General features: G+C 65.5%; 26 protein-coding genes. 19 read left to right on the top strand and 7 right to left on the bottom strand.

Annotated features, from left to right (window positions below):
* Positions 1-81 precede the first annotated feature (81 nt).
* Together AB0L58_RS01435 and AB0L58_RS01440 are read left to right on the top strand one after the other, a co-directional pair.
* Positions 82-903, top strand: coding sequence for an acyl-CoA thioesterase II (locus tag AB0L58_RS01435; protein WP_364379124.1), 822 nt, complete (start codon positions 82-84; stop codon positions 901-903).
* Between the two features lie 46 nt (positions 904-949).
* Complete coding sequence (locus AB0L58_RS01440; protein WP_364379127.1) at positions 950-1279, top strand: hypothetical protein; 330 nt, start codon at positions 950-952, stop codon at positions 1277-1279.
* A gap of 72 nt (positions 1280-1351) precedes the next feature.
* Here AB0L58_RS01440 and AB0L58_RS01445 read toward each other — a convergent pair whose 3' ends face one another.
* On the bottom strand, positions 1352-3157 hold the full coding sequence (locus AB0L58_RS01445) for an APC family permease (protein WP_364379130.1): 1806 nt from the start codon (positions 3155-3157) through the stop codon (positions 1352-1354).
* 104 nt (positions 3158-3261) lie between these two features.
* Here AB0L58_RS01445 and pdxT point away from each other — a divergent pair, with 104 nt between their 5' ends.
* Positions 3262-3912, top strand: coding sequence for a pyridoxal 5'-phosphate synthase glutaminase subunit PdxT (gene pdxT / locus AB0L58_RS01450; protein WP_364379133.1), 651 nt, complete (start codon positions 3262-3264; stop codon positions 3910-3912).
* 113 nt (positions 3913-4025) lie between these two features.
* Positions 4026-4781, top strand: a complete 756-nt coding sequence (locus tag AB0L58_RS01455; RefSeq protein WP_364379136.1) for a YebC/PmpR family DNA-binding transcriptional regulator — start codon at positions 4026-4028, stop codon at positions 4779-4781.
* A 391-nt stretch (positions 4782-5172) separates the two neighbouring features.
* On the opposite strand, the gene AB0L58_RS01460 is transcribed toward AB0L58_RS01455, so the two are convergent.
* The gene (locus AB0L58_RS01460; RefSeq protein ID WP_364379139.1) at positions 5173-5379 is read right to left on the bottom strand and encodes a DUF5988 family protein; all 207 of its coding nucleotides are present in this window, start codon (positions 5377-5379) and stop codon (positions 5173-5175) included.
* A 303-nt stretch (positions 5380-5682) separates the two neighbouring features.
* Here AB0L58_RS01460 and AB0L58_RS01465 point away from each other — a divergent pair, with 303 nt between their 5' ends.
* The gene (locus AB0L58_RS01465) at positions 5683-5934 is read left to right on the top strand and encodes a hypothetical protein (protein WP_364379142.1); all 252 of its coding nucleotides are present in this window, start codon (positions 5683-5685) and stop codon (positions 5932-5934) included.
* 7 nt (positions 5935-5941) lie between these two features.
* Here the strand turns inward: AB0L58_RS01465 and AB0L58_RS01470 are convergent, their stop codons facing one another.
* A complete protein-coding gene (locus AB0L58_RS01470; RefSeq protein ID WP_364379145.1) occupies positions 5942-6943 on the bottom strand; it encodes an NADP-dependent oxidoreductase in 1002 nt (333 codons plus the stop codon).
* Between the two features lie 19 nt (positions 6944-6962).
* Between AB0L58_RS01470 and AB0L58_RS01475 the strand changes: the two genes are divergently transcribed.
* Positions 6963-7958 (top strand): helix-turn-helix domain-containing protein, encoded by a 996-nt coding sequence (locus AB0L58_RS01475; protein WP_364379148.1) that lies wholly within the window; start codon positions 6963-6965, stop codon positions 7956-7958.
* Between the two features lie 34 nt (positions 7959-7992).
* Here AB0L58_RS01475 and AB0L58_RS01480 read toward each other — a convergent pair whose 3' ends face one another.
* Positions 7993-9420 carry an alpha/beta fold hydrolase gene (locus tag AB0L58_RS01480; protein ID WP_364380158.1) on the bottom strand — a complete coding sequence of 476 codons (1428 nt, stop codon included), beginning with the start codon at positions 9418-9420 and terminating at the stop codon, positions 7993-7995.
* A gap of 219 nt (positions 9421-9639) precedes the next feature.
* Between AB0L58_RS01480 and AB0L58_RS01485 the strand changes: the two genes are divergently transcribed.
* From AB0L58_RS01485 to ruvB, 4 genes are all read left to right on the top strand, one after another.
* Positions 9640-10125, top strand: coding sequence for an MmpS family transport accessory protein (locus AB0L58_RS01485; RefSeq protein WP_364379151.1), 486 nt, complete (start codon positions 9640-9642; stop codon positions 10123-10125).
* Positions 10126-10231: 106 nt separating this feature from the next.
* The gene (gene ruvC / locus AB0L58_RS01490; protein ID WP_364379154.1) at positions 10232-10801 is read left to right on the top strand and encodes a crossover junction endodeoxyribonuclease RuvC; all 570 of its coding nucleotides are present in this window, start codon (positions 10232-10234) and stop codon (positions 10799-10801) included.
* The gene (gene ruvA / locus AB0L58_RS01495) at positions 10798-11403 is read left to right on the top strand and encodes a Holliday junction branch migration protein RuvA (protein ID WP_364379157.1); all 606 of its coding nucleotides are present in this window, start codon (positions 10798-10800) and stop codon (positions 11401-11403) included. Before ruvC ends, ruvA begins: the two co-directional genes overlap by 4 nt.
* A gap of 6 nt (positions 11404-11409) precedes the next feature.
* Positions 11410-12495 carry a Holliday junction branch migration DNA helicase RuvB gene (gene ruvB / locus AB0L58_RS01500; protein WP_364379160.1) on the top strand — a complete coding sequence of 362 codons (1086 nt, stop codon included), beginning with the start codon at positions 11410-11412 and terminating at the stop codon, positions 12493-12495.
* 24 nt (positions 12496-12519) lie between these two features.
* Here ruvB and AB0L58_RS01505 read toward each other — a convergent pair whose 3' ends face one another.
* Both AB0L58_RS01505 and AB0L58_RS01510 read right to left on the bottom strand, forming a co-directional pair.
* Positions 12520-13092 (bottom strand): DivIVA domain-containing protein, encoded by a 573-nt coding sequence (locus AB0L58_RS01505; RefSeq protein WP_364379163.1) that lies wholly within the window; start codon positions 13090-13092, stop codon positions 12520-12522.
* 150 nt (positions 13093-13242) lie between these two features.
* A complete protein-coding gene (locus AB0L58_RS01510; protein ID WP_364379166.1) occupies positions 13243-13893 on the bottom strand; it encodes a TetR/AcrR family transcriptional regulator in 651 nt (216 codons plus the stop codon).
* A gap of 97 nt (positions 13894-13990) precedes the next feature.
* On the opposite strand from AB0L58_RS01510, the gene AB0L58_RS01515 reads away from it, so the two are divergent.
* The 9 genes from AB0L58_RS01515 (at position 13991) to AB0L58_RS01555 (ending at position 23637) form a co-directional block, all read left to right on the top strand.
* Entirely contained in the window at positions 13991-15481 is a 1491-nt protein-coding gene (locus AB0L58_RS01515; RefSeq protein ID WP_364379169.1) for an NAD(P)/FAD-dependent oxidoreductase, read from the top strand.
* A 181-nt stretch (positions 15482-15662) separates the two neighbouring features.
* Positions 15663-16010, top strand: a complete 348-nt coding sequence (gene yajC, locus AB0L58_RS01520; protein WP_364379172.1) for a preprotein translocase subunit YajC — start codon at positions 15663-15665, stop codon at positions 16008-16010.
* 150 nt (positions 16011-16160) lie between these two features.
* On the top strand, positions 16161-17897 hold the full coding sequence (gene secD, locus AB0L58_RS01525) for a protein translocase subunit SecD (protein WP_364379175.1): 1737 nt from the start codon (positions 16161-16163) through the stop codon (positions 17895-17897).
* Complete coding sequence (gene secF, locus AB0L58_RS01530; RefSeq protein WP_364379177.1) at positions 17894-19144, top strand: protein translocase subunit SecF; 1251 nt, start codon at positions 17894-17896, stop codon at positions 19142-19144. Before secD ends, secF begins: the two co-directional genes overlap by 4 nt.
* A gap of 25 nt (positions 19145-19169) precedes the next feature.
* A complete protein-coding gene (locus AB0L58_RS01535; protein ID WP_364379179.1) occupies positions 19170-20867 on the top strand; it encodes an ABC transporter substrate-binding protein in 1698 nt (565 codons plus the stop codon).
* Between the two features lie 37 nt (positions 20868-20904).
* A complete protein-coding gene (locus AB0L58_RS01540; protein ID WP_364379182.1) occupies positions 20905-21477 on the top strand; it encodes an adenine phosphoribosyltransferase in 573 nt (190 codons plus the stop codon).
* A gap of 57 nt (positions 21478-21534) precedes the next feature.
* The gene (locus AB0L58_RS01545) at positions 21535-21690 is read left to right on the top strand and encodes a DUF4291 family protein (RefSeq protein ID WP_364380161.1); all 156 of its coding nucleotides are present in this window, start codon (positions 21535-21537) and stop codon (positions 21688-21690) included.
* A complete protein-coding gene (locus AB0L58_RS01550; protein ID WP_364379185.1) occupies positions 21678-21965 on the top strand; it encodes a hypothetical protein in 288 nt (95 codons plus the stop codon). Before AB0L58_RS01545 ends, AB0L58_RS01550 begins: the two co-directional genes overlap by 13 nt.
* An 88-nt stretch (positions 21966-22053) precedes the next feature.
* On the top strand, positions 22054-23637 hold the full coding sequence (locus AB0L58_RS01555) for an ATP-binding cassette domain-containing protein (RefSeq protein WP_364379188.1): 1584 nt from the start codon (positions 22054-22056) through the stop codon (positions 23635-23637).
* Here the strand turns inward: AB0L58_RS01555 and AB0L58_RS01560 are convergent.
* Positions 23605-24036 carry a nuclear transport factor 2 family protein gene (locus AB0L58_RS01560; protein ID WP_364379191.1) on the bottom strand — a complete coding sequence of 144 codons (432 nt, stop codon included), beginning with the start codon at positions 24034-24036 and terminating at the stop codon, positions 23605-23607. The two genes, AB0L58_RS01555 and AB0L58_RS01560, sit on opposite strands and share 33 nt — an antisense overlap.
* Positions 24037-24113: the final 77 nt, after the last annotated feature.

Consider the following 24113-nt stretch of genomic DNA (forward strand, 5'->3'; position numbering starts at 1 on the left):
ACCCGGTTTTGGGCGGCGAACGCGGCCATTGCCGTGAGGTCACCGAGAGGCCGCGTGGGCGCGCGGGATAATCTCGGCCTCATGGCGACAATCGAAGAGGCGCTGGAGATCGAGCGGCTCGAGCGGGATATCTTCCGTGGCGCGTCCACCAAGACCCAGCTCGTACGCACATTCGGCGGACAGGTTGCCGGCCAGGCGCTGGTGGCGGCGGTGCGGACGGTGGAACCGCGGTTCCAGGTGCATTCACTGCACGGGTACTTCCTACGGCCCGGAAATCCGGAAGAGCGGACGGTGTATCTCGTGGAGCGGATCCGCGACGGCCGCTCCTTCTGCACCCGCCGGGTCACCGGCGTACAGGACGGCGCCGCGATCTTCACCATGTCGGCGTCGTTCCATGTCGGTGACGCGGGTCCGGAACACCAGGACGAGATGCCGTCCGTGCAGGGTCCGGATGAGCTGCCCGATGCGAGCACCACGACGAGTCCCGAACAACTGTGGGCGATGCGGGAATGGGAGCACTGGGATATCCGCACCGTGCCGCAGGACGTGGTGACCCGCCGCGACGGCGTGGTATCTCCGCAGCAGGTGTGGTTCCGCTACCGGCATGCGTTGCCCGACGACCCGGTCGTGCATATCTGCACCCTCGCCTATATGAGCGATATGACCCTGCTGGGTTCCTCGAAGGTGACACATCCCGACGAGCCGACCCAGAACGCCTCGCTCGATCACGCCATGTGGTTCCTGCGGCCGTTCCGTGCCGACGAGTGGCTGCTCTACGACCAGTCGTCGCCGTCCGCGGGCTTTGGTCGCGCACTGACCGGCGGCAAGATTTTCAACCGCGAGGGTGAGTTGGTGGCGGCAGTTGTGCAAGAGGGCTTGATTCGCACATTACGCGGGGAGTGAGCGTCCAAACGCTTACTATCCCTGGTAATGGAAAATAGCGAACGGTATGTATTCGTTCGGGGTGCCTCGTAGACTGCCGCGCAAAGAAGTCGCCGACCAGGAACGACGGTTTCAATGCGTCAAGAATGGAGGCAGGAATGTGGCTGTCGGGAGCTTTTCCTTCCAGAATGGATCAGGCTATTCGGACCGGATCGATAATCCGGACGAATACCGCACCTACAACATAGCCATCGGCCGGGGAGCGGCGGACAATCAGACGAATGCAACCGTCTGGTTGTACGCGCGGTCGGACGCTCAAGGGGATTCGACCTACCTCAACCCGGGCACCGGCACCTATCTGAGCACCGGCTATCAGAGCTGCAAATTCACCGGTTGACCCGGCTCGACCAGCGGTGGCAGTGAGTGTGGCCGACTTACGCCACCGCGGCCGGATGAGCCTTCGTCGGGCTCAAACCACCTGGACTCGCAGGTGGCAGACCACGGTGTCGGCCATCCGACGGAGTTCGCGTTCGAGTTCATCACTGCGATGACTGGGCAGCACCCGGTCCCAGCCGGTCGGCGGATCGATCTCGGCGATGACGACGACCTTGCGTCGGCCGGAGAAGTTCTCGCGGACATAGCGGGCGACGGGTCCGCCGACGGTGGCATCGCTGTCCTCGAGCAGGACCAGCCGGACCTCGGGATGCCACGCCTCCCAGGCCTTGGTGAACGCCTTCACCGATTCGTCGGGCAGACAAACATGCACGGCGACAATGTCTTTGCCGATGGACATGGCGGCCGAGAGCGCTTCGCGGCTGAGTTCGGAGACCTCGGAGATCGGCACTACGATCGCGGTACCGGTGGCCTGGGGCTGGTCCGGGATCACGCCGTTGCCGCGGCAGCCGCCGATTTTGATGTAGGCGTCGCGAATTCGCTCCATACCGAGCACGAGTGCGGGCAGCACCAGCACGATCAGCCACGCGCCGTCGGTGAATTTCATTGCGATGGTGACGATGGCGGCGACGCAGGTGAGCACCGCACCGAAACCGTTGAGTGCGATTCGCCAGTGCCAGCCCGTGGTCCTGGTCTGCCACCAGTGCCGGACCATACCGATCTGCGCGATGGTGAATCCGACGAAGACGCCGATCGCGAACAACGGAACGAGCGCGTTCATATTGCCGCGCGCCCCGATCAACAGCACCCCGGCCGTCACACCGAGAGTGAGTACGCCATAGCGGTACACCTGACGCGGTGAGGTGACCGCAAACCGGTGCGGTAGACAGTTGTCGTCGGCCAGAATCCGGGTGAGTGTCGGGAGCCCGCCATAGGAAGTGTTGGCGGCCAGAGCAAGCAGCACGACCGTCGCGAATTGCACAATGTAGTAGCTGATTCCGTGCCCGAGTGCCGCCTCGGTGAGCTGGGACAGCACAGTCGTACCGTCGATCGGGTGCACCGAGAACTTCTCGATGAGCACCGCGAGCCCGATCAACATGATGCCGAGTAGTGCGCCGAGCGCCACTTCCGCGCGCTGGGCGCGTTTCACCTTCGGCTTGGCGAAGCTGGGCACCGCGTTCGCGATCGCCTCGACTCCGGTCAGCGCCGCGCAGCCGCTGGAGAATGCCTTGAGCAGCAACAACACTCCGACGGTGTGCATATCGCCCATGGCTGCGGCACCGCTGGTGACATCGGCTGGTTCGGAGCGCATCAGCCCGCCGATAAGGACGGCGAAGATACCCGCGACGAAGACGATCGTCGGAAGCATGAAGGCACGCGCACTTTCTCGGATGCCGAGCAGGTTGAGCGCGGTGACCCCGACCAGTATCGCGATGCAGATCCACACCGTGTACCCGTGCAGCGCCGGAAATGCCGAGGTCAGAGCCGCGACACCGGCTGCGATCGAGACCGCGACATTGAGGATGTAGTCGACGATCAACGAGGCCGCGGCGACCAGGCTGGTGCGGTGGCCGAGGTGCCGCTTCGCTACCGCGTACGCGCCGCCGCCGTCGGGGAAGGCCGCGATCACCTGCCGGTAGGAGGCGACCAGCACGGCGAGCAGGGCAGCGATCGCGAGGGTCACCGGCAGCGTCATCCCGAGTCCGGCGCCACCGGCGGTGGCCAGCACCAGCACGATTGCTTCCGGACCGTAGGAGACCGATGCCATGGCATCGAGGGAGAGTCCCGCCAAGCCGGTCGATACGGTCAATCCCCGGCGCTCCGACGCGGTATTCGCTTCCGCACGCGGCGCGGGCGCCTTGCGCGGCAACAAGGTAATCACATGTGTGAGTGTCGACCGGTTTCGGGCATATGAACCCGGTCTTGACGCAACGTTGACGGCCACCGTGAGCGGAGCCACAGCGACCCGCCTCGTAAGCTCGTGGCGTGAACGCATCGGTCGCCGCACCCGCAACGGGTGCGCAGCAGAGTCCCGACCGGCCGACCATCGGCGTGCTGGCCCTGCAGGGTGATGTGCGCGAGCATGTCACCGCGCTCGCGGAATGCGGTGCGCAACCGGTACTGGTGCGTCGCGTGTCCGAGCTCGCCGCGGTGGACGCGCTGGTGTTGCCCGGCGGTGAATCGACCGCGATCAGCAAGCTGCTGGAGGTCTTCGAACTCCTCGAACCGCTGCGCGCACGGCTGCGGGAAGGTATGCCCGCCTTCGGATCCTGCGCCGGGATGATCCTGCTCGCCTCCGAGGTGCTCGACACTCGCCCCGATGCCCAACATTTGTCCGGGATCGATATGACGGTGCGGCGGAATGCTTTCGGTCGCCAGGTCGATTCGTTCGAGACCGATCTGGAGTTCGCGGGCCTGACCGATGGCCCGGTGCGGGCGGTGTTCATCCGGGCGCCCTGGGTGGAGCGGGTCGGCGCGGGTGTCGAGGTGCTGGCGACGGTGCCCAGTGGCCCGGCGGCCGGGCGCATCGTCGCGGTGCGGCAGGGCCGGGTGGTCGCGACGTCGTTCCATCCCGAGGTCACCGGCGATCTGCGGGTGCACCGGATGTTCGTCGATCTGGTTCGCACCGCCCAGTAGTCGCCCTCGGGAAGCCGCTGTAACCGGACGAGTAGGCTGGCAGAGTTGTCAACCCGGCCGGTGCGGGTACCGTGCGCACGATCAGACGTGCTGTCGACTGGAGGAAGTAGGGAATGAGCGGCCACTCCAAATGGGCCACCACCAAGCACAAGAAGGCGGGGATCGACGCGAAGCGCGGCAAGCTCTTCGCCAAGTTGATCAAAAACATCGAGGTGGCGGCCCGCACTGGTGGCAGTGACCCGGCGGGCAATCCGACGCTGTACGACGCGATCCAGAAGGCGAAGAAATCGTCGGTTCCGAACGACAACATCGAGCGTGCCCGCAAGCGCGGCGGCGGCGAAGAGGCCGGCGGTGCCGACTGGCAGACCATCATGTACGAGGGCTACGGCCCCAATGGTGTCGCGGTGCTGATCGAATGCCTCACCGACAACCGCAACCGCGCCGCGGGCGAAGTGCGCGTGGCGATGACCCGTAACGGCGGAAATATGGCCGACCCGGGTTCGGTCTCCTACCTGTTCCACCGCAAGGGCGTCGTGACCTTGGAGAAGAACGGGCTGTCCGAGGACGATGTGCTGATGGCCGTGCTCGACGCGGGTGCGGAGGAGGTCAACGACCTGGGTGATTCCTTCGAGGTCATCAGCGAACCGTCGGATCTGATCCCGGTGCGCAAGGCGCTGCAGGACGCCGGAATCGATTACGACTCCGCCGAATCCGGCTTCCAGCCGTCGGTATCGGTAGCCGTCGACATCGACGGCGCGCGCAAGGTGTTCAAGTTGGTCGACGCGCTCGAGGACAGCGACGACGTACAGAACGTCTACACCAACGTGGACATCTCCGATGAGATCGGCGCCCAGTTGGAGCAGGACTGACGCGGCATTGTCGGTGTAGGGGTCTCGATGACGTACAGAACGTCACTGCATCCGATGGTGGACATTTCCGATGAGATCGGCGCCCAGTTGGAGCAGGACTGACGCGGCATTGTCGGTGTAGGGGTCTCGATGACGTACAGAACGTCACTGCATCCGATGGTGGATATTTCCGATGAGATCGGCGCCCAGTTGGAGCAGGACTGACGGGGCATTGTCGGTGTAGGGGTCTCGATGACGTACAGAACGTCACTGCATCCGATGGTGGACATTTCCGATGAGATCGGCGCCCAGTTGGAGCAGGACTGACGCGGCACGTCATCGACCAGCGCCTCGGGGCGGTTCGCGGACATGCGGACCGCCCCGAGTGCACTTCGCACCCGGCTCGGGCTGGTTATTCCGCGATTCGTGTCCGATCGGACCACTCGTAGACCGGAAGCCGCCCTTCGGGCGTATCGGCCTCCCGGTTGGTGACCTTGAAATGCTCGTATCCGCCGCGGAATTCGACCTTGAGTTCGACGCCGGGCGGCGTGATCGGAACGATGCGAGTGGGCAAGTCTTTCGGCCCACCTTCGAGGACAGCCTTCACAACATTGCTCATCCTTCGGATGGTAGGTCCCGAATGTGATGCATGCCACAAACGTGGCCGAAGATCCGTGCTGTCCTGGGGGAATTCCGATGCCGCGACCCGGGGTGATGGCCGAGAGTCACGATGCGGTCGGCTGAAGATTGCTAAAAGTCAGCCGACTGTAGTTCCCGTGTTCGGGGCAGGTGATCTCGGCGGTGTAACAATTGCGACTCGACTGCTGATTAAGAATCGAGGGTTGCGACAAAGCGTCGCGGCCTACCCGATCCGGCTCCAGTGCACCGAGGACTTGCCCCGACCGGAAAGAGACCAGTCATCATGAGTCGATCCCTGGCTGACAAGCATCCCGGCGATTCGATCGATCTGAACGTCACTCTCGCCCCACTCGCGGTTGCGATGGGACTGGCCCTGCTCATCGCCGCATTCGCGACGGTGAACCGGATGCCCGGCTGGGCTGCCGACTATGGTGCGAGCCTGGTGTACTTCGCGATCTTCCTATATGTGGCGATCGCCGGACGCCTGACCTGGTGGGGTGTCGACATTCTGATCGGCCGCGGCAAGAAACGCTGACTCTCGCTCACGGCACCGTGAGCACCAATTTGCCGACGGTGCGACCGGTTTCACCGAGCGCGTGCGCCTTTGTGGCCGCCGTAAACGGGAAGACCCCGGCAATGGCCGGGTGCAGTACACCGGATTCGGCGAGTTCCGCGAGTGCGGTCATACCGGCGTGATCGTCCTCGACCAGCATGCGTGCGGCGCGGACGCCCAATTGCTGTGCCTCGGTGGCCAATTCGGTCGCCCCGAAAGCCCGCAGCGAGACCAACAAGCCGTCCGGGCGGAGTGTGCGCAGCGAGCGCACGCTGTTCTCATCATCGATCGAATCCAGCACGACATCGACATCGCGGACCGCGTCGACGAAATCGATGGTGCGGTAATCGATCGTCTCGTCCGCGCCGATTTCGCGCAGGAATTCGTGGTTGGCCGCGCTCGCGGTGCCGATGATGTACGCGCCGCGCGCCTTGGCGATCTGAACCGCGAAGTGTCCGACGCCACCCGCCGCCGCATGGATCAGGATGCGTTGTCCGGCTTGTAGTTTCGCGGTATCGATGAGGGCTTGCCAGGCGGTGAGCGCGGCCAGGGGGATGGCGGCGGCCTGAATGTGATCCAGATTCACCGGCTTCGGGGCGAACGCGCGGGCGGGACCGACGACGTATTCGGCGAAAGCGCCGTGTCCATGGGGATACGGGAGCATGCCGAAGACCGCGTCGCCCGGCTCGAACAGGGTGACCCCGATGCCCGTAGCGACCACTTCGCCGGATACATCCCAACCCAGTACGAACGGCGGTTCGCCGAGGAAGAGTCCGGCGACGCCGCGGTGCCGCCAATCGGTCGGGTTGAGACCGGCCGCTCGTACCCGGACCAGAATCTCGCCGGGGCCGGGCGTGGGAATCGGCAGTTCGACTTCGGTCAGGACCTCGGGGCCGCCGAGCACATCCTGGCTGATCGCGCGCATGGTGGTGTCGTTCATGTCGTTCAGCCTGCCGTCGGCGGCAATGCGAGAAAATGGCACAATTGCCATTATTCGATAGAATCGCGCCATGGTGGCTACCTCGGATGAGCAATCGGTGCGACATCGGGTGGTCGTGCTCGCTTTGGACGGTGTATATCCATTCGAGCTCGGCATTCCGAGCCGGGTTTTCGGCACCGCCGCGGATCGGTACGAGGTGAGCACCTGCTCGATCGATGGCGCACCGGTGCCGAGCCGAGCCGATTTCGCCATTGCGGTCCAGCACGACAGTCGGGCGCTGGCGACCGCCGACACCGTGGTCATCCCGGCCTGCGATATCGATATAGCGCTCGGTGGCACACTGCCGCCGCCGGTGGCCGCGGCATTCGCGGGTATCCGACGGGGCACCCGCATCGTGTCGATCTGTACCGGCGCATTCGTAGCCGCCGCCGCCGGATTGCTCGACGGTCGTCCCGCGACGACGCACTGGAATGTGGCGGAACTGTTCCGGCGCACCTTTCCTCGGGTGCGACTGAATACCGATGTCCTCTATGTCGACGACGGCGACGTGCTCACCTCGGCGGGCGCGGCGGCAGGCATAGATCTCTGTCTGCACCTGGTGCGCCGCGACCACGGCAGTGCGGTCGCCAATACGGTGGCGCGTCGCTGCGTGATGCCGCCGTGGCGTGATGGTGGCCAGGCGCAATACATCGAGCAGCCGGTGCCGCCGTCGACTTCGCCGGGGACGGCGGCCGCCAGGCACTGGGCCCTCGCGAATCTCCAATTGCCTTTGACCATGGATGATCTGGCCGCCCAGGCCCGAATGAGCAAGCGCACCTTCGCTCGTCGCTTCCGCGACGAGGTCGGCATGAGCCCGGGGCGCTGGCTCATCCAACAGCGCGTCTTCCGCGCCCGCCAACTCCTCGAATCGACCGAGTTGACCGTGGACCGCATCGCGGGCGAGGTCGGCTTCGCCACCGGCAGCTCACTACGCCAACACCTGCACGATTCCATCGGCGTATCGCCGCTGGCCTATCGGCGAACCTTTCGTGCGGAGTCGGTCGCGCCGGCCGAAGTGCTCGGCTGAGCCGAAACCCGATTCATCGACCGCGCAATCGGTTTCAGGTCGCGTCGGGCACCGGGAGACCCACGCGGGCGACGATCCACGGGAACGACGAGGTGAACGCGGCCGAAGCGAATTGCCAGGTGTGGCCGCCCTGGGTGGTGTGGATGGTGCAGTCGATGCCGACTTCGTGGCCTGCGTCGCACAGCTTTTCCGCGGCGCCGACCTCACCGGTGTCGAAAACTCCGTCGTGGCCGCCCATACCGACGGCGTCGTCGTCGGCGGCCGCGGACTGTTGATGTGCGCCATGGGATCCCGGACCGGATTTGGGCGGGGTGAGATCGTCGAACAGACCCGCCATGCCGGTGTACGGGCCGTGTTCGGCCATGACGGTGAGCGGATCGAAGGCGGCCCAGCGGTCGGCGTCGCCACCGAAAAGCCTTCGGATCGTTTGTTCTTTATTACCCGAGGCCGGGCCGAGATCGCCGGCGATGTCGACGAAGGTACGCACCAATTCGGGGTGCATGACCGCCAGATCGACCGCGCAGGTTCCGCCCATGGACCAGCCGACCACCGCCCAGTTCTGCGGATCGGCCGAGGCACCGAACCGCGATTCGAGGTAGGCGGGCACATCTCGGGTCAGATGGTCGGCGGCATCGCCGCGTGGACCGTTCACGCATTCGGTGTCATTGTTGAAGCTGCCGCTGGAGTCGACGAAGACGAGGATCGGCGCGCGTCCGCCGTTGGCGGCGGTGAACTTGTCCACCTCGGGCATGATCTGGCCGCTGCGGATCCAGTCGGCGGGCGTGTTGAATTCGCCGCCGATCATCATGACGACCGGCAGCGTCGGCGGCGTCGGACCGGTGAACCAGGCCGGTGGCAGGTACACGTATTCGGTGCGATGCGGAAAGCCGCTGCCCGCGTCCGGAATTCGCACCGGCACGATCTTGCCGGTCGAGACATCGGTATTGCGCAGTCCGGGCAGCGCATCGATATCGGTCTGATTCGGCAGCGGACCCGCGGTGAGCGCATTCCACGCGGACTGCACGGTGGGGTAGTAGCCCACCCACTGATTGAGCACGATGCCGGTGCTCAACAGCGCCAGCGGTATGGCGAGCACAGAGACACCGCGTCGCCACCACCTGGCACTGCGCCAGCCGAGCGCGGCTATCGCGATCGCCGCGACCGCGATGCCGACACAGGCCCACAGTTCGACCGGGGCGGGATCCGAGGCCAGCCCCTGATTGTTCACATACGCCCACGCCGCCACCGCACCCGCCGCGCCGAGTACCACGCAGACCGGCAGCAGCACCAACCGCCAGCGCCGGGTCCGCCAGCCGATCGCCAGGATGAATGCGGCCACCCCGACCAATTCGACGGTCACCGGCAGCCAGCCGTGCAGCAGCGATATGCCGTGATGAAAGCCGTTCTGATAGTTCGGATTCAGATTCGCCGAAGGTAGCCGCGGTGGTGGCGGCGGTGTCACGGGGGCCGCGGGCGCGGCGAGCGGGGCACGGACTACGGGCACCTACGGCATTGTCGAGACCATTCCTCGAGAAAGCCTGTGAATTCGCTCCAGCAAACCTGGGTTCCCTGAAACGCTGGTAGAGCGCAGGTCGATAACCGCACAGGTGAACCGGACGCCGAACAGTCTTGTCCGGTAAGGTTCAATAGCTGGTCGTGCATGGATTCGGGAGGGGTGCACATGACTTATCAACCACCGCCGCAGTATCCGCAGTATCCGGGGCAGGGGTATCAGGGCTACCCGGGATATCCGCCGCAGCCGCCCAAGGGTAAGCCGGTGTGGCCGTGGGTGCTCGGTGGCGTCTTCCTGGCGATAGTGCTCACCGTCGGCGGCTGCGTAGCAGTCTTCGGATCCATCGCCTACCGGATCGACAGGGAGTCGAAGAAGGAAACCTCGATAACCTATGAGATCACCGGCTCCGGCACCGCCGATATCTCTTACACCAGTGGCGATTTCGACACCACCGATGCCAACGATTCACCGCTGCCGTGGACGAAGGCCGTGACCGTGACCGGATACGTCCGCACCGGCCGGGTGTCGGCGAGCGTCAGTGGCTCCGGCGGCGGCACGGTGACCTGCCGAATCCTGCAGGACGGCAAGGTGATCGTCGAGGATTCGGATTCCGGCAGCTACGCGTACGTGAGCTGCTACCACACGTTCGACTGACCCGCGACCACCCGAATCCCGGACGGGCACCGTGTCCTTGGTGCAGGGCGCGCGCCGTGTCCACTAGACTCTCGAACAATTGTTCGTGCCTTCGAGAGGGGATCGTGTGCGGGTGATGGGCGTCGACCCGGGACTCACCCGGTGCGGCCTCAGCATCGTCGAGGGCGGGCTGGGGCGGAAGGTGACGGCGCTCGATGTCGACGTGGTGCGCACCCCCGCCGATATGGACCTGGCACACCGGCTGATGGGCGTCGCCGACGTCGCCGAACGCTGGATGGACACGCATGAACCCGATGCCGTCGCGATCGAGCGAGTGTTCGCACAGCACAACGTGCGCACCGCGATGGGGACCGCGCAGGCGGGCGGCGTGATCGCCCTGGCGGCCGCGCGGCGGGGGATACCGGTGGCCTTCCACACCCCGAGCGAGGTGAAGGCCGCCGTCACCGGCAACGGCACCGCGGACAAGGCTCAGGTGACCGCGATGGTGACGCGTATCCTCGGGCTCCAGGTCGCGCCGAAACCGGCGGATGCGGCCGATGCGCTGGCCCTGGCTATCTGTCATTGTTGGCGGGCGCCGCTGATGGCGCGGATGGCCGAGGCCGAGGCGCGCGCCGCGGAGGCGCAGCGGCGGTACACACAGCGGCTTGCCGAACAACGGAAGGTGGTGCGCGGGTGATCGCGTCGGTACGCGGTGAGGTGCTCGAGATCGCGCTCGATCATGTGGTGATCGAGGCGGCGGGCGTGGGCTACCGGCTCAATGTCACCCCGGCGACGCTGTCCACACTGAGCCGCGGCGAGGAATCCAGGCTGTTCACGGCGATGATCGTGCGCGAGGATTCGATGACGCTGTTCGGATTCGCCGATACCGAATCACGTGACCTGTTCGGCCTGCTGCAGACAGTCTCCGGAGTCGGCCCCCGGCTGGCCATGGCGGTGCTCGCGGTGCTCGAGCCCGAGGCGTTGCGCAAGGCGCTGGCGGAGAGCAATGTCGCGGCGCTGACCCGGGTGCCCGGCATCGGGAAGCGCGGTGCCGAGCGCATGGTTGTCGAGTTGCGTGACAAGGTGAATCTCGTTCCGGTACAGCCGGGTCCGCCCGGCAGTACGCCGACGCCGGTGCTCACGCCGGTGCGTGAGCAGGTTGTCGAGGCGCTGGTCGGACTCGGATTCCCGATCAAACAGGCCGAACCCGCGGTCGATGCGGTACTCGCCGAGAACTCGGCCGCCGATACTTCGATCGCGTTGCGGGCCGCGCTCGGTTCGCTGGGGAAGAATCGGTAAGACGTCATGGATCACGATCCCGAACCGGACGCCGAATCCCAGGTCAGTGCAAGCTATCTCACATCCGACGGCGATATCGAGGCCAGTCTGCGCCCGAAATCCCTGGACGATTTCATCGGCCAGCCGCGCGTCCGTGAACAGCTCACGCTGGTGCTGCGCGGCGCCAAACAGCGCGGCGGCACCCCGGACCATGTGCTGCTGTCCGGTCCGCCCGGCCTCGGCAAGACCAGTATGGCGATGATCATTGCCGCCGAACTCGGTACCGCACTGCGCATTACATCCGGTCCGGCGCTGGAACGCGCGGGCGATCTCGCCGCGATGCTGAGCAATCTGGTCGAGGGCGATGTGCTGTTCATCGATGAGATCCACCGGATCGCCCGGCCCGCCGAGGAGATGCTCTACCTCGCCATGGAGGATTTCCGCGTCGACGTGGTCGTGGGGAAAGGCCCCGGGGCAACGTCGATTCCGCTCGATATCGCGCCGTTCACCCTGGTCGGCGCAACCACCCGCTCCGGTGCACTCACCGGACCGCTGCGCGATCGCTTCGGCTTCACCGGCCATATGGATTTCTACGAACCCGACGAACTCCTGCGCATCCTGCAGCGCTCGGCCCATATCCTGGGCGTCGCCATCGACCGCGATGCCGCCGCCGAGATCGCGGGCCGCTCCCGCGGCACTCCTCGTATCGCCAACCGCCTGCTGCGCCGCGTCCGCGACTATGCCGAGGTTCGTGCCGACGGCATGATCACCCGTCCCATCGCCCAGGCCGCACTCGAGGTCTACGACGTGGATGTCCTCGGCTTGGACCGCCTCGACCGCGCCGTGCTCGGCGCGCTGGTCCGCAGCTTCGGCGGTGGGCCCGTTGGTGTTTCGACGCTCGCGGTCGCGGTGGGGGAGGAGGCCGCGACCGTCGAAGAGGTCTGCGAGCCATTCCTCGTCCGTGCGGGCATGGTCGCCCGCACCCCGCGCGGCCGTGTCGCGACCGCCGCCGCCTGGGAACACCTCGGTCTCGTGCCGCCCCCCGATCTCGTCTTCGGCTCCATCGAAGTCCGCGGCCGCGAACCCCACCCGACCCTCGACCTCTTCGACTGAACCCTGGAGCCGCGTTGCGGCCAGTTAGCGGTGGTTGTTTTCGAGGGCGGTGACGACGAGATCGAGGAAGGCATCGACCTCGTCGCGGGCGTAGCCGCGGGTGCCGAGGCGGGCCTCGGTGAAGCGGACGGCGCGCACGTCGGCAATGGTCAGGCTGCCGTGACTGCCATGTGCGAGAGTGGCGGCGACCAGGTCCAGGAAGGCGTCTACTTCTTCGGTGTCGTAGCCGCGGCGGCCGACCGCGGCCTGGGTGAACTGGATACGGTGCACATCGTCGGGGGTGAGCAGCGCGGCGGGACCGGAGCCGTTGCCACCGGCGGGGACCGGGCGGGCGCCGCGTTGCCGGTACTCCAGTTCGATGCGGACCCGGTCCAGGAATTCGTCGACTTGATCGGCCTGGTAACCGCGGCCGCCGAAGCGCGGGACGTCGAAGGCGACATGGCGGATATCGTCGGCGGTCAGCACGCCTTGGCCGGCCAATGTCGCCGAGACCAGTTCCAGGAACGCATCGACCTCATCGGCGTGGTAACCGCGGTGCCCCATGGGTGGCATGGCGAAGTGGATTCGGCTCACGTCATCGGGGGTCACCTGCGACATTGTTCCAGGTACGCTGCCCTGCTCGCGTCGAATGCGGATTTTTCGAACTAGGCGGTCTCTGCCGAACACGTGTTGCCCCCGTGGGCCGGTCGATCCGGAACTCACCCTAGCCGGAATCGACTCACCTAGCCGCCGGAGATCTGCCGGATTTCAGTCCTTGCGCACACCGTCGATCAGCAGCCGCCGGATTGCCTCGTTCAACTCCTGCACCGCGGCCTCGTCCGGATTGCGCAGCCCGTGCAGGATGCCGGCGAGCAGCATGCCCGTCACCGCCTTGGCGGTGTGCTTGGTATCGAGATCCGCACGCAGATAACCGAGTTCGACGCCGTGCGACAGATAGCCCGCGGTGAGCGCGTCGGCCATATCGAGCAGGCCATAGAGCCGGGTGGTCAGTTCGTCATCGATACCGGTGGCGTGGAACAGCAGCAGTTGGGCGACCCGGCGATCGTCCACCAGGATTCGGGTGAGTGCGGTGCCGATGCGATCGATCTGGGCGCGGTATTCGTCAAGGGAGGTGGCGGCGTCGGGCGCGTTGTCGGTGCCGAGCGCCTCGATGATGCGGGTGGCCAGATCGTCGATGACCACGTCGATGATCTCGCGCTTATTGCTGAAGTACCGGTAGAAGGTGCCGTGGCCGATGCCCAGTTCGTTGGCGATATCGGCGATGCCGGTGGCGTGATAGCCCTTCTCGGCGAAGCAGACGAAGGCGGTATCGATGATTTCCTGCCGCAGCTCGGCCTTGCGCCGCTGGATCGCATTTCCGGCCGCTGGGCGGGGCGCACGCGTGGATGGCTTCGTCACGTCTCCGATGATACGGTGTTCACAAACGGAATGATGTGTCATTCCGTGAGGGATGGTTCCTACATTCCCGATGGAATGTTTAAGCAGGAGGTTCGACGTGGCGCCTCAATACGACGCGGTCGTGGTCGGTGCGGGATTCGGCGGCATGGGAGCGGGCATCGAGCTCGACCGGCTGGGGCTGAGCAATTTCGTCATTCTGGAGCGCGAGGACGACCTCGGCGGCACCTGGCATGTCAATCACTACCCGGGTCTCGCGGTCGATATCGCCTCGGTGACCTACTCGTATTCCTTCGAGCCCAACCCGTATTGGACGCGCCTGTTCGCACCGGGCCGGGAGCTCAAGAGGTACGCCGCCCATGTTGCCGACAAATACGGCCTGCGCCGCCGGATGCGCTTCGGCACCGTGGTGGACGGCGCCCGCTGGGACGAGGAGCACCAGCATTGGGTCGTCTCCATCGACGGCGGTGAAACCCTCACCGGCCGTTATCTTCTCACCGCCACCGGCTTCCTGTCCCAGCCCTACACGCCGCCGTTTCCCGGCATCGATTCATTCGCGGGCAAGATCATCCACACCACCGCGTGGGAGGACGATTTCGACCTGACCGGCCGCAGGGCCGCCGTCATCGGCACCGGTGCCACTGCCGTGCAGCTGATACCCGAGGCCGCGAAGAAGACCAAGGAACTCACGGTGTTCCAGCGCACCCCGATCTGGGTGGTGCCGAAGATCGACACCGCGATTCCCGCGCCGGTGCAGCGGCTGTTCGCGCGGGTGCCCGCCACTCAGAAGGCCGCGCGGCTGGTCAACACCAGTCTGCTCGAGGCGCTCATGGTGATCGGCGTATTGCACTTCAAGCAGGCCAAGCCGATGAATCTGGCCGCGGGCGTACTCGCCAAGGCGCATCTGCGGGCTCAGGTGCGCGATAAGGAAATCCGCAAGCAGCTCACCCCGCATTACGATTTCGGCTGCAAGCGTCCCACCTTCTCCAACCAGTACTTCAAGACGTTCAATCAGCCGAATGTCCGGTTGGAGACCGATTCGATCGATCACATCGAGGCCGACGGCATCGTCACCGCCGACGGACACAAGACCGAGATCGACACCTTGATCCTGGCCACCGGCTTCAACCTGTGGGATGTGAACTTCCCGGCCATCGAGGTCATCGGCCGCGACGGTGTGGATCTCGGAAAGTTCTGGCGCGACAACCGGTTCCAGGCCTACGAGGGCATCACCGTGCCGAAGTTCCCGAACTTCCTCAGCCTCAACAGTCCGTATTCCTACAGCGGCCTGTCCTACTTCACCACCATCGAGGCCCAGATGAAGCACATGGGTCGGCTACTCGGTGAAATGTTCCGGCGCGGCGAGACCACCTTCGAGGTGACCGAGCAGGCGAATACCCGGTTCCTGGACCGCGTCACCGAGAAGCTGGGTTCCTCGGTGTTCTACGGCGGCGATTGCGCGACCGCGCGCAGTTACTACTTCAACCCGCACGGCGAGGCCGCGCTACTGCGCCCGACCAGCACCGTCAATGCCCACCGCGAGGCGGTGAGCTTCCCGCTCGACGACTACACCTACGGCAAGATCGCCTAGACACCCATTGCGCGGCCCCGTGATCGTCGCTCGGTCGCGGGGGTTCGTGCTGTCCTGGAGTCGCTCGAGACCCGCATTCCGGTACGTCAAGGGTGTGCCGGTGTGGTGGTGCCGACATGAGCTGGCAGACTGTTGGGGTAATAGCCCACTACCACCCACAGACTAGGGACTGACTTCGACGATGGAACTTCTGTTTCCGCTCCTACTGGTAGCCCTGCTCGTGCCCATGTTCCTCGGTGTGCGTCGCCAGAAGCGCGAGGCCGAGAAGGTCACGACCATGCAGGAAAGCCTGAAGGTCGGCGATCAGGTCACCACCACGTCGGGTCTGTACGGCACCGTGGTCGATCTCGACGACACCACGGTCGATCTCGAGATCGCCGAGGACGTCATCACCACCTGGCTGCGTCAGGCCATCCGTGACGTGCGCACCGAGGACGAAACCACGGATGAGACCGTGACCGACGAGGCCGAGACCGGTCCCGTCGAGGAGTCCGCGGAGCAGACCGAAACCCGGCTGACCAAGGACTGACCGGTTCCGCTGGCCTCCGTAGCGACTGCTTGCAGGCCGCTCGAAAGGACCAGCCCGCGCGCGCAGATCGCCGCGGGCCATCCGTCCGGGTGCCCGGCCGTGCGCGCCCGACCGTTCCACCTTCGACTTCCGCCTAGGAGATGACGAACTGTGCCACCTTCCCAGGGATCGGCGCATCCGCTCCGGTTGCTCGGCGTCTACGCCGTGCTGCTGGCCGTGATCTATGCGCTGGTGTTCTTCGCCGGTGACCATTCCCCGACCCCCAAGCTCGGCATCGACCTGCAGGGTGGTACCCGCGTCACCCTGACCGCCCGTACCCCCGACGGCAGCAAGCCCAGCCAGGACAGCCTGCGCCGGGCGCAGACGATCATCGAGAACCGCGTCAACGGCCTCGGTGTCTCGGGTTCCGAGGTCGTCATCGACGGCGACAACCTGGTGATCACGGTTCCGGGTGACGACGGTGGCCAGGCCAAGGCGCTGGCGACGACCGCCAAGCTCTACATCCGGCCGGTGCTGTCGGCGGTGCCCGCGGTCGGTGGTAAGGCATCGTCGCAGACGTCGGGTACCGCGGGGACGGCGACGCCGGGCACGGTTCCGGACACCACCCAGCTCAACCCCGACGGCGCCGTGCCGACCCAGCCCGCGCCCACCACCGAGGCGACGCCGACCACGGAGTCCGCACCCGCTGCGGAGTCGACCCCGCAGCCGCGCGTCTTCCCCGCGCAGGCCCCGACCTCGCCGCCGGCCCCGCCCGGCGGTCTGACGCCGCAGGAACAGGCGAAGAAGGAGATCGCGGACGCCAAGGCGACCAGGCAGAGCGCCGATCCCGCGGTGCAGCAGGCCGCGATTGCCGCGATGGACTGCAATAAGTCCGACCCGCTCGCCGGTAACGACGATCCGAATCTGCCGCTGGTCACCTGCTCCACCGACGGCAAGGAAATCTTCCTGCTGGACAAGAGCCGCATCGACGGCCAGGAGATCAAGAACGCCACCTCCGGACTCAACCAGCAGCAGGCGCGCCACGAGGTGAACCTCGAATTCAAATCCGGTGGTTCCGATGCGTGGGCCTCGCTGACCGGTGAGTACATCAACAAGCGGGTCGCATTCGTGCTCGACTCCAAGGTGGTCAGCGCGCCGGTTGTGCAGTCGGGGCCGCAGCAGGGTGGTCGCACCACCATCTCCGGCAGCTTCACCGCGGCCAGCGCCAAGGAACTCGCGAACACCCTGAAGTACGGTTCGCTGCCGCTGTCGTTCCAGACCTCCGAGGCCGAGACGGTTTCGGCGACACTGGGTCTGTCCTCGCTGCGCGCGGGTCTGCTCGCGGGTGCGATCGGTCTCGCGGTCGTGCTGCTGTACTGCCTGCTCTACTACCGGATGCTCGGCTTCCTCGCCGGATTCTCGCTGATCGCCTCGGGTGTCGCGGTGTACGGCATCATCGTGCTGCTCGGCCGGTGGATCGGATTCACACTGGATCTGGCCGGTATTGCCGGTCTGATCATCGGTATCGGTCTGACCGCCGACTCCTTCGTGGTGTTCTTCGAACGCATCAAGGACGAAATGCGCGAGGGTCGCAGCTTCCGTTCGGCCGTGCCGCGCGGTTGGCAGCGGGCTCAGCGCACCAACCTCTCCGGTAAGACCGTCAGCCTCATCGCCTCGGTGGTGCTCTACATTCTCGCCGCCGGTCAGGTGAAGGGCTTCGCGTTCACGCTCGGTATCACCACCGTCCTGGACGTGATCGTGCTCTATCTGGTGACCGCGCCATTGATGATGTTGGCCTCGCGCTCGTCGTTCTGGGCGAAGCCGTCGGTCAACGGGCTCGGTGCGATTCAGGAAGTGGCCAGGGAGCGCAGGGCCGGCGAGGCGCTGGTTAAGGAGACGGCACGATGAGTACAGCATCGCGTAGCGATTCCATGAGGGGCGGCGGTCCGGTGACGGGTGGGCCGAACTCGACCCTCGAGCCGTTCGCCGATGAGGTGAACGATTTCGAGACGCCCAAGCACAGCGTTTTCGAGCGCCTCTACACCGGTACCGGCGGATTCAAGATCGTCAGTCGGCGGCGTTTCTACTATGCGCTGACCGCGGCCTTCGTGCTGATCTCGTTGCTGAGCATCGGAATTCGCGGATTCACCCTCGGCATCGATTTCGCGGGCGGATCACGCATCCAGATGCCCGCGGCGGGGACGGCCACCACGCAGAAGGTCGAGGACATCTACTCCCAGACCATCGGCCACGCCCCGGTGACGGTGCAGAAGGTCGGGTCCGGCTCGGCAGAGACGATCCAGGTCCGTTCGGACACGCTGAGTGCCGCACAGACCGACGCGCTGCAGACCGCGCTGTTCAACGCCTTCCAGCCGAAGGACAGGGACGGCAACGTCTCGCGCAATGCCATCAGCATCGCCGAGATCAGCGAGACCTGGGGCAGCCAGATCACCAAGAAGGCGGTGATCGCGCTGGTCGTATTCATCGCGCTCACCATGGTCTATATCGCGATCCGCTTCGAACGGGATATGTCGATCGCGGCGATCGCGTCGCTGTTCTTCAACATGATCGTCACGGCGGGGATCTACTCACTGGTCGGCTTCGAGGTGACACCGGCCGCGGTGATCGGTCTGTTGACCATCCTCGGTTACGTGCTCTACGACAATGTCGTCGTCTTCGACAAGGTCGAGGAGAACACCCGCGGTGTGGTCAATACGAGCAGGCGTACCTATGCCGAACAGGCGAATCTCGCGGCGAACCAGACGTTGATGCGTTCGATCAACACCACGGTTATCGGCATTCTGCCGATTGTCGGCATGCTGGTGATCGCGGTGTGGTTGCTCGGCGTCGGCACGCTGAAGGATCTCGCGCTGGTGCAGTTGGTCGGCATGATCGTCGGCGCGTATTCGTCGATCTTCTTCGCGGTGCCGCTGCTGGTGTCGATCAAGGAGCGGTGGGGTCCGGTCGCGGTACACACCAAGAAGGTGCTCAACAAGCGGGCCGGATTGGCGTCGGCGCGTGCGGGCGCGGAGGCCGAGCGGCGTGCGATCGCGGCGACCGGCCGGGAGCTGGGTGCGCGTCCGGTGCGGGAAGCCGGACAGACTCCGCGTCCGGGCGCCCGACCGAGCGGAAAGCGAAACAAGCGCAGGCACTGACAGCCGACGGCAGGGGTTTGCACATATGAAGCAGTCGCTAGCGGTACGTCTGATCGAAGCGGTGGCTGCGGGCACCGTCGCGGCCACGGTGGTGGTCGGGTGCTCCAGCCAGAACCAAGTACCCTCCATCGGCTACGCCGTCGACGCGGTGATCGCCAGCTACAACGGCGGCACCACGCTCGGGGCGAGCAGCGGTTCGGATGCGGTGTTCGCGCGGGTGCTGACCGGGTTCTTCTACACCGGACCGGACGGTCAGCAGGTCGCGGACACCGATGTCGGCACCGCGAAAGAGGTGCCGGGTGAGGCGCAGACGGTGCAGTACCGGCTCAATCCGGACGGGGTGTACTCCGACGGGGTGCCGACGTCATGTGACGATCTGGTGCTCGCCTGGGCCGCGCGCAGTGGCCGCTACAACAAGCCCGGCCAGGTTCCGCTGTTCGATGCCGCGAGCACCGCCGGTTACGCCGATATCGAGCGGGTGGACTGTCAGCCCGGATCCAAGGACGCCACCGTCGTATTCCGCGCCGACCACCACTACCTGCCATGGCGCAACCTGTTCACCGCGGGTGAGTTGATGCCCGCGCATGTGGCGGCGCGGGTGGCGAACGTGCCGAATGTGGTGACGGCCGTGCAGTCCGGTGATCAGGCCGCATTGCAGCGGATCGCCGACTTCTGGAACAACGGGTGGACGATCGGCACGGACAAGATCGATTCTTCGCGGTTCCCTTCGTCGGGTCCGTATCGGATCGATTCCTACTCCGCCGAGGACGGTCTGGTCCTGGTAGCCAATAAGCGCTGGTGGGGCAATAAGCCCGAGACCGGGCGGATCGTGGTGTATCCGAAGACCGCCGATCTGAAGGCGAAGGTCGGCGACAATGCGGTCGGGGTCGTCGATATCGGCGCCGGATCGGTGAAAGACATCAATCTGGGTGGGTTTTCGGTGCGAACCGTCCCGGCGCGCGGTGCCGAGCAGTTGGTGCTGGGTACTTCGGGAGTCTTCGCTTCCGCCGACGCACGGCGGGGTTTCGCATTCTGTGTGCCGCGGCAGGACCTGTTCGACAAGCTCGGCAGGGCCAAGGACGCACCGAAGATCGGACTCGGCACCGCGGTGCTGAATTCCCGTATCACACAGCAGGATTCGCTGTTCTATCCGAATGTGATCGGTGCGGCCGACAAATACCGCGGCGGTGATGCCACCGCCGCGGCCGCGGCCGCCGGTGCGGCGAAGCCGACCATTCGGATCGGATATGTGCAGCCGGACGATCGGCGCACGCAGACCGTGCAGATGATCGCGGACGCATGTAAACCGGCCGGTATCAATGTGGTGGACGCCGGGTCCCCCGATTTCACGCCGTCCCAGCTCACCGAGGGCAAAGTCGACGCCGTCCTCGGCAGCACCGCATCGGCGCCGGGTCCGGCCGGATCCCAGACCGGTGTGGCCGCTACCAGTGCGTTGCGCACCGGTAGCGGGCTCAATTTCGGTCGCTTCGGTAACGGCCGCTACGATTCGATCACCGATCAGCTTGCGGGCGACGACAACTCGACCACAACGCTGAATCTGCGCACCGAGGCCGAGAACCTGCTGTGGGCGGAGATGCCGAGCATTCCGTTGTTCGTCACGCCTCGCACCATCGCATTCGGCAACGGTCTGCAGAACGGCATAGCCGGTCCCACCCAGGCGGGCACCGGCTGGAACATGGACCGCTGGGTGTTGAAGCGGTGACAGGTGTTGGTGGGTGAGTAACCATGGAGAGGTGTCGATGAGCAAGCACGCTGCGGTGGAATCGGACGACGTTCTAGCCGAGCGGACAGGTAAGGCGGCCGAAGTGGTCGAACGCCTGACCCGCTGGCGCGACGATTTCCCCTCTCCCGGCATTCGCTTTGCCGATCTCACGCCTGTTTTTGCCGATCCGGAGGGTTTCCGCGCCGTTATCGACTGCCTCGCGGCGTGCGCGCCCGATGCCGACTTGGTCGCGGGCGTCGACGCTCGCGGATTCATCATCGGAGCCGGCGTTGCCGCGACGCTGGGCACCGGTGTCTTGGCGGTGCGCAAGGCCGGGAAGTTGCCGCCGCCGGTCATCTCGCGTGAATACAGTCTCGAGTACGGCACCGCATCGCTCGAGATTCCCGCAGACGGTGTCGAGTTGAAGGGGCGGCGCATTCTGCTGCTCGACGATGTGTTGGCCACCGGTGGCACCTTGGCTGCCGCCGCGGATCTGTTCCAGGCCGCCGGCGCCGAAATCATAGCGGCCGCAGTCGTTCTGGAATTGGGCTTCCTCAACGGACGTGATCGCCAAGGTGATTATCCGCTGACCTCGGTGGTGCGCATCTAGGTCGCTCGTCTGTGGTTTGCCGGCCGCCAGGCTCGCCGGGTGGTTGTTTCCGCGCCGATGCGCCGGATTCGGGCTTCGTATGATGACGCGACAGTAGTTGTCTATCAGGCATATTCGCCGCAGATCGCCGAACCCGCGGTCGCCGGTGGAACTTTCGTGAATCCGTTCAAGCGGAGCGGACGACGTGGATCGAACCGTCGATGCTGTGGATGATGTATCGCTGCGGATGGGCCGCAAGGGGGCAGGAGCGGATCAGGCGTGGCGAATCCATGAGTTGGTGGTGGCCGGGCAGTTGTCCGCGGCCGGTGCTGCCCTTCCGGTCGAGACGTCGAACGATCATGTCTGCTCCGCGACCCGAAATGGGTGCGAGGAGTGCGAATCCTGGCGCGGCTCGGAGCCGCCGCCGCGTTCAGGCGAAACGTGATTCGAATATCAGTGGCACAACATCCGTGGATGTGGTTAATCTAGACGGGTCTTATCCCCGTTGATCGGAGTCATGTCGTTGCTCTCATGAGGTAGCCACTCGGGCGGCCCGCATCCTGTGCGCCGCATTCCCGCGCAACCTCTGGGGTTTACATGACCAATCTTTCTCTTTCCGATCTCACTTTCTCCTGGGCTGATGGCACCCCCGTCTTCGACGGTCTGGATGCGGTGCTCGGACCCGGCCACGTCGGCCTGGTCGGCGGCAACGGCGCGGGCAAATCCACGCTGCTGCGGTTGATCGCGGGTGAGCTGCCACCGGCGCGCGGTTCGATCACGGTCACCGGGCGGCTGGGCTATCTGCGTCAGGATCTCGGACTCGGCGACGGCCAGCGCGTCGACACGGTGCTCGGCATCGACGAAGCGCGAAAGGCATTGCACCGCATCGAATCCGGCGTCGGCGACGAATCCGACTTCGAGGTCGTCGGCGCGCAGTGGGATGTCGAGGAGAGTGCCATCGCGCTGCTCGGTCGGCTCGGCCTGCACTACCTCGCCGATTCGACCGAACAGTTGGACCGTCGCCTCGAAACCCTCTCCGGCGGCGAGACGGTGCTGCTCGGCCTGATCGCCGAGCTGCTGCGCGATCCGGATGTGCTGCTGCTCGACGAGCCGACCAACAACCTGGATCACGTTGCCCGCCAACGCCTCTACGAGGTCGTAGCTCAGTTCTCCGGCACCGTCCTCACGGTCAGTCACGACCGCGAGCTGCTCGAGCGCATGTCCACCATCGCCGAACTGCGCCAGGGTGAATTGCGTTTGTTCGGTGGCAATTTCAGCGAATACGAGCGGATCATCGAAGCGGAGCAGGAGGTGGCGCGCGCCGCGATCCGGGACGCGCGCAGTGACGTTCGCAAACAGTCGCGGGAACTGGTCGAGACGCGGATCAAACTCGATCGCCGAGCGCGCTACGGGCAGAAGATGTACGAGAACAAACGCGAGCCGAAGATCGTCATGGGTGCACGCAAGCGGGCGGCGCAGGTGTCGGCGGGCAAGCTGCGCAATAACCACATCGAAAAGCTGGACACCGCGAAGGAACAGTTGCAGCAGGCCGAAGATCTGTTGCGCGACGACCGGCAGATCCGGATCGACCTACCGGACACCCGGCTCTACCCGGGCCAGGACGTCATCGATATCGAGGAGGTCGAATTGGCTTGCGGTCCGACGGTGACATTGCGGGTCTGCGGCCCGGAGCGGATCGCGCTGACCGGACGCAACGGCGCTGGCAAAACCACACTGCTGCACCGCATTGCCGCCGCACCACCACAGGTGCCGTGGCGGATGCTGCCGCAGCGCCTCGACATCTTCGACGAACAGCGCACCGTCTTCGAGAATGTCGCCGCGACCGCACCGCACGCCGCTGCCGAACAGATCCGAGCCCAACTGGCCCGGTTCCTGTTTCGCGGTGCCGACGCCGACGTCGCGGCGTCGGCCCTGTCCGGCGGCGAACGCCTCCGCGCGGCCCTGGCCTTGCTCCTGCTCGCCGATCCGGCCCCGAAGCTCCTGCTGCTCGACGAGCCGACCAACAACCTCGATCTGCCCAGCCTCGACCACCTCACCCAGGCCTTGGCCAACTTCGAGGGCGCTCTGATCGTCGTCAGTCACGACCCCCGTTTCCTCGACGATATCGGGGTGACGAGGCGTCTCGAACTAACCGGCGACGGGCTGGTCGAAGCGGGATAGCGCGCGCCGCATGACGCTCGGGTGACGAAGTAGGCGCGGCCCCAGCAGCACTGCGAGCAGGGTCAGCGGGAGCCATGGTCGCAGATGTGGTTCGAGTCGGCGAATGCGGCCGTCGGTGGCCAATTCGAGGACCATGGCCTCGGTCATCCGGAACGGTCCGACGGCCGCCTCCGCCAACAGGACTCGGCGCGCACCTGCGCCGATCTGCTCGGTCCAGCGCAGTCGGCCGAGGCTGCCGTACGCCGCGGTCAGCAGAATGCGCAGATCTGCGTGACCGCGGAAGACCAACCTGCCCGACAGCGGCGAGGTCAACTCGGCATCGGGGGCGAGGGTGGTCATCAGCGCATCGAAATCGCTGGTTTCGGTCGCCTCGCGGAACCGCGCCACAGCATCCGGCATCGTCTCGATCACCCCTTCATATGCGGTTTCCTTCGACGCTTCGCAACGTATCGGAGTACCTTGCAAAAAGCAATGGA

Source organism: Nocardia sp. NPDC052112, from assembly GCF_040680135.1.
Classification (GTDB): Bacteria; Actinomycetota; Actinomycetes; order Mycobacteriales; family Mycobacteriaceae; genus Nocardia.

What these genes read in the sequence shown, in the direction of transcription:
- ruvB (WP_364379160.1), top strand. Translation starts at nt 11,410, where the DNA reads ATGGATCACGATCCCGAACCGGACGCCGAATCCCAGGTCAGTGCAAGC.
- AB0L58_RS01540 (WP_364379182.1), top strand. Translation starts at nt 20,905, where the DNA reads ATGAGCAAGCACGCTGCGGTGGAATCGGACGACGTTCTAGCCGAGCGG.
- AB0L58_RS01475 (WP_364379148.1), top strand. Translation starts at nt 6,963, where the DNA reads ATGGTGGCTACCTCGGATGAGCAATCGGTGCGACATCGGGTGGTCGTG.
- AB0L58_RS01505 (WP_364379163.1), bottom strand. Translation starts at nt 13,092, where the DNA reads ATGTCGCAGGTGACCCCCGATGACGTGAGCCGAATCCACTTCGCCATG.
- AB0L58_RS01535 (WP_364379179.1), top strand. Translation starts at nt 19,170, where the DNA reads ATGAAGCAGTCGCTAGCGGTACGTCTGATCGAAGCGGTGGCTGCGGGC.
- secF (WP_364379177.1), top strand. Translation starts at nt 17,894, where the DNA reads ATGAGTACAGCATCGCGTAGCGATTCCATGAGGGGCGGCGGTCCGGTG.
- AB0L58_RS01435 (WP_364379124.1), top strand. Translation starts at nt 82, where the DNA reads ATGGCGACAATCGAAGAGGCGCTGGAGATCGAGCGGCTCGAGCGGGAT.
- AB0L58_RS01470 (WP_364379145.1), bottom strand. Translation starts at nt 6,943, where the DNA reads ATGGCAATTGTGCCATTTTCTCGCATTGCCGCCGACGGCAGGCTGAAC.
- AB0L58_RS01460 (WP_364379139.1), bottom strand. Translation starts at nt 5,379, where the DNA reads ATGAGCAATGTTGTGAAGGCTGTCCTCGAAGGTGGGCCGAAAGACTTG.
- AB0L58_RS01545 (WP_364380161.1), top strand. Translation starts at nt 21,535, where the DNA reads ATGCGCCGGATTCGGGCTTCGTATGATGACGCGACAGTAGTTGTCTAT.
- AB0L58_RS01440 (WP_364379127.1), top strand. Translation starts at nt 950, where the DNA reads ATGTATTCGTTCGGGGTGCCTCGTAGACTGCCGCGCAAAGAAGTCGCC.
- AB0L58_RS01455 (WP_364379136.1), top strand. Translation starts at nt 4,026, where the DNA reads ATGAGCGGCCACTCCAAATGGGCCACCACCAAGCACAAGAAGGCGGGG.
- AB0L58_RS01560 (WP_364379191.1), bottom strand. Translation starts at nt 24,036, where the DNA reads ATGCCGGATGCTGTGGCGCGGTTCCGCGAGGCGACCGAAACCAGCGAT.
- AB0L58_RS01485 (WP_364379151.1), top strand. Translation starts at nt 9,640, where the DNA reads ATGACTTATCAACCACCGCCGCAGTATCCGCAGTATCCGGGGCAGGGG.
- AB0L58_RS01550 (WP_364379185.1), top strand. Translation starts at nt 21,678, where the DNA reads ATGCTGTGGATGATGTATCGCTGCGGATGGGCCGCAAGGGGGCAGGAG.
- yajC (WP_364379172.1), top strand. Translation starts at nt 15,663, where the DNA reads ATGGAACTTCTGTTTCCGCTCCTACTGGTAGCCCTGCTCGTGCCCATG.
- AB0L58_RS01465 (WP_364379142.1), top strand. Translation starts at nt 5,683, where the DNA reads ATGAGTCGATCCCTGGCTGACAAGCATCCCGGCGATTCGATCGATCTG.
- AB0L58_RS01555 (WP_364379188.1), top strand. Translation starts at nt 22,054, where the DNA reads ATGACCAATCTTTCTCTTTCCGATCTCACTTTCTCCTGGGCTGATGGC.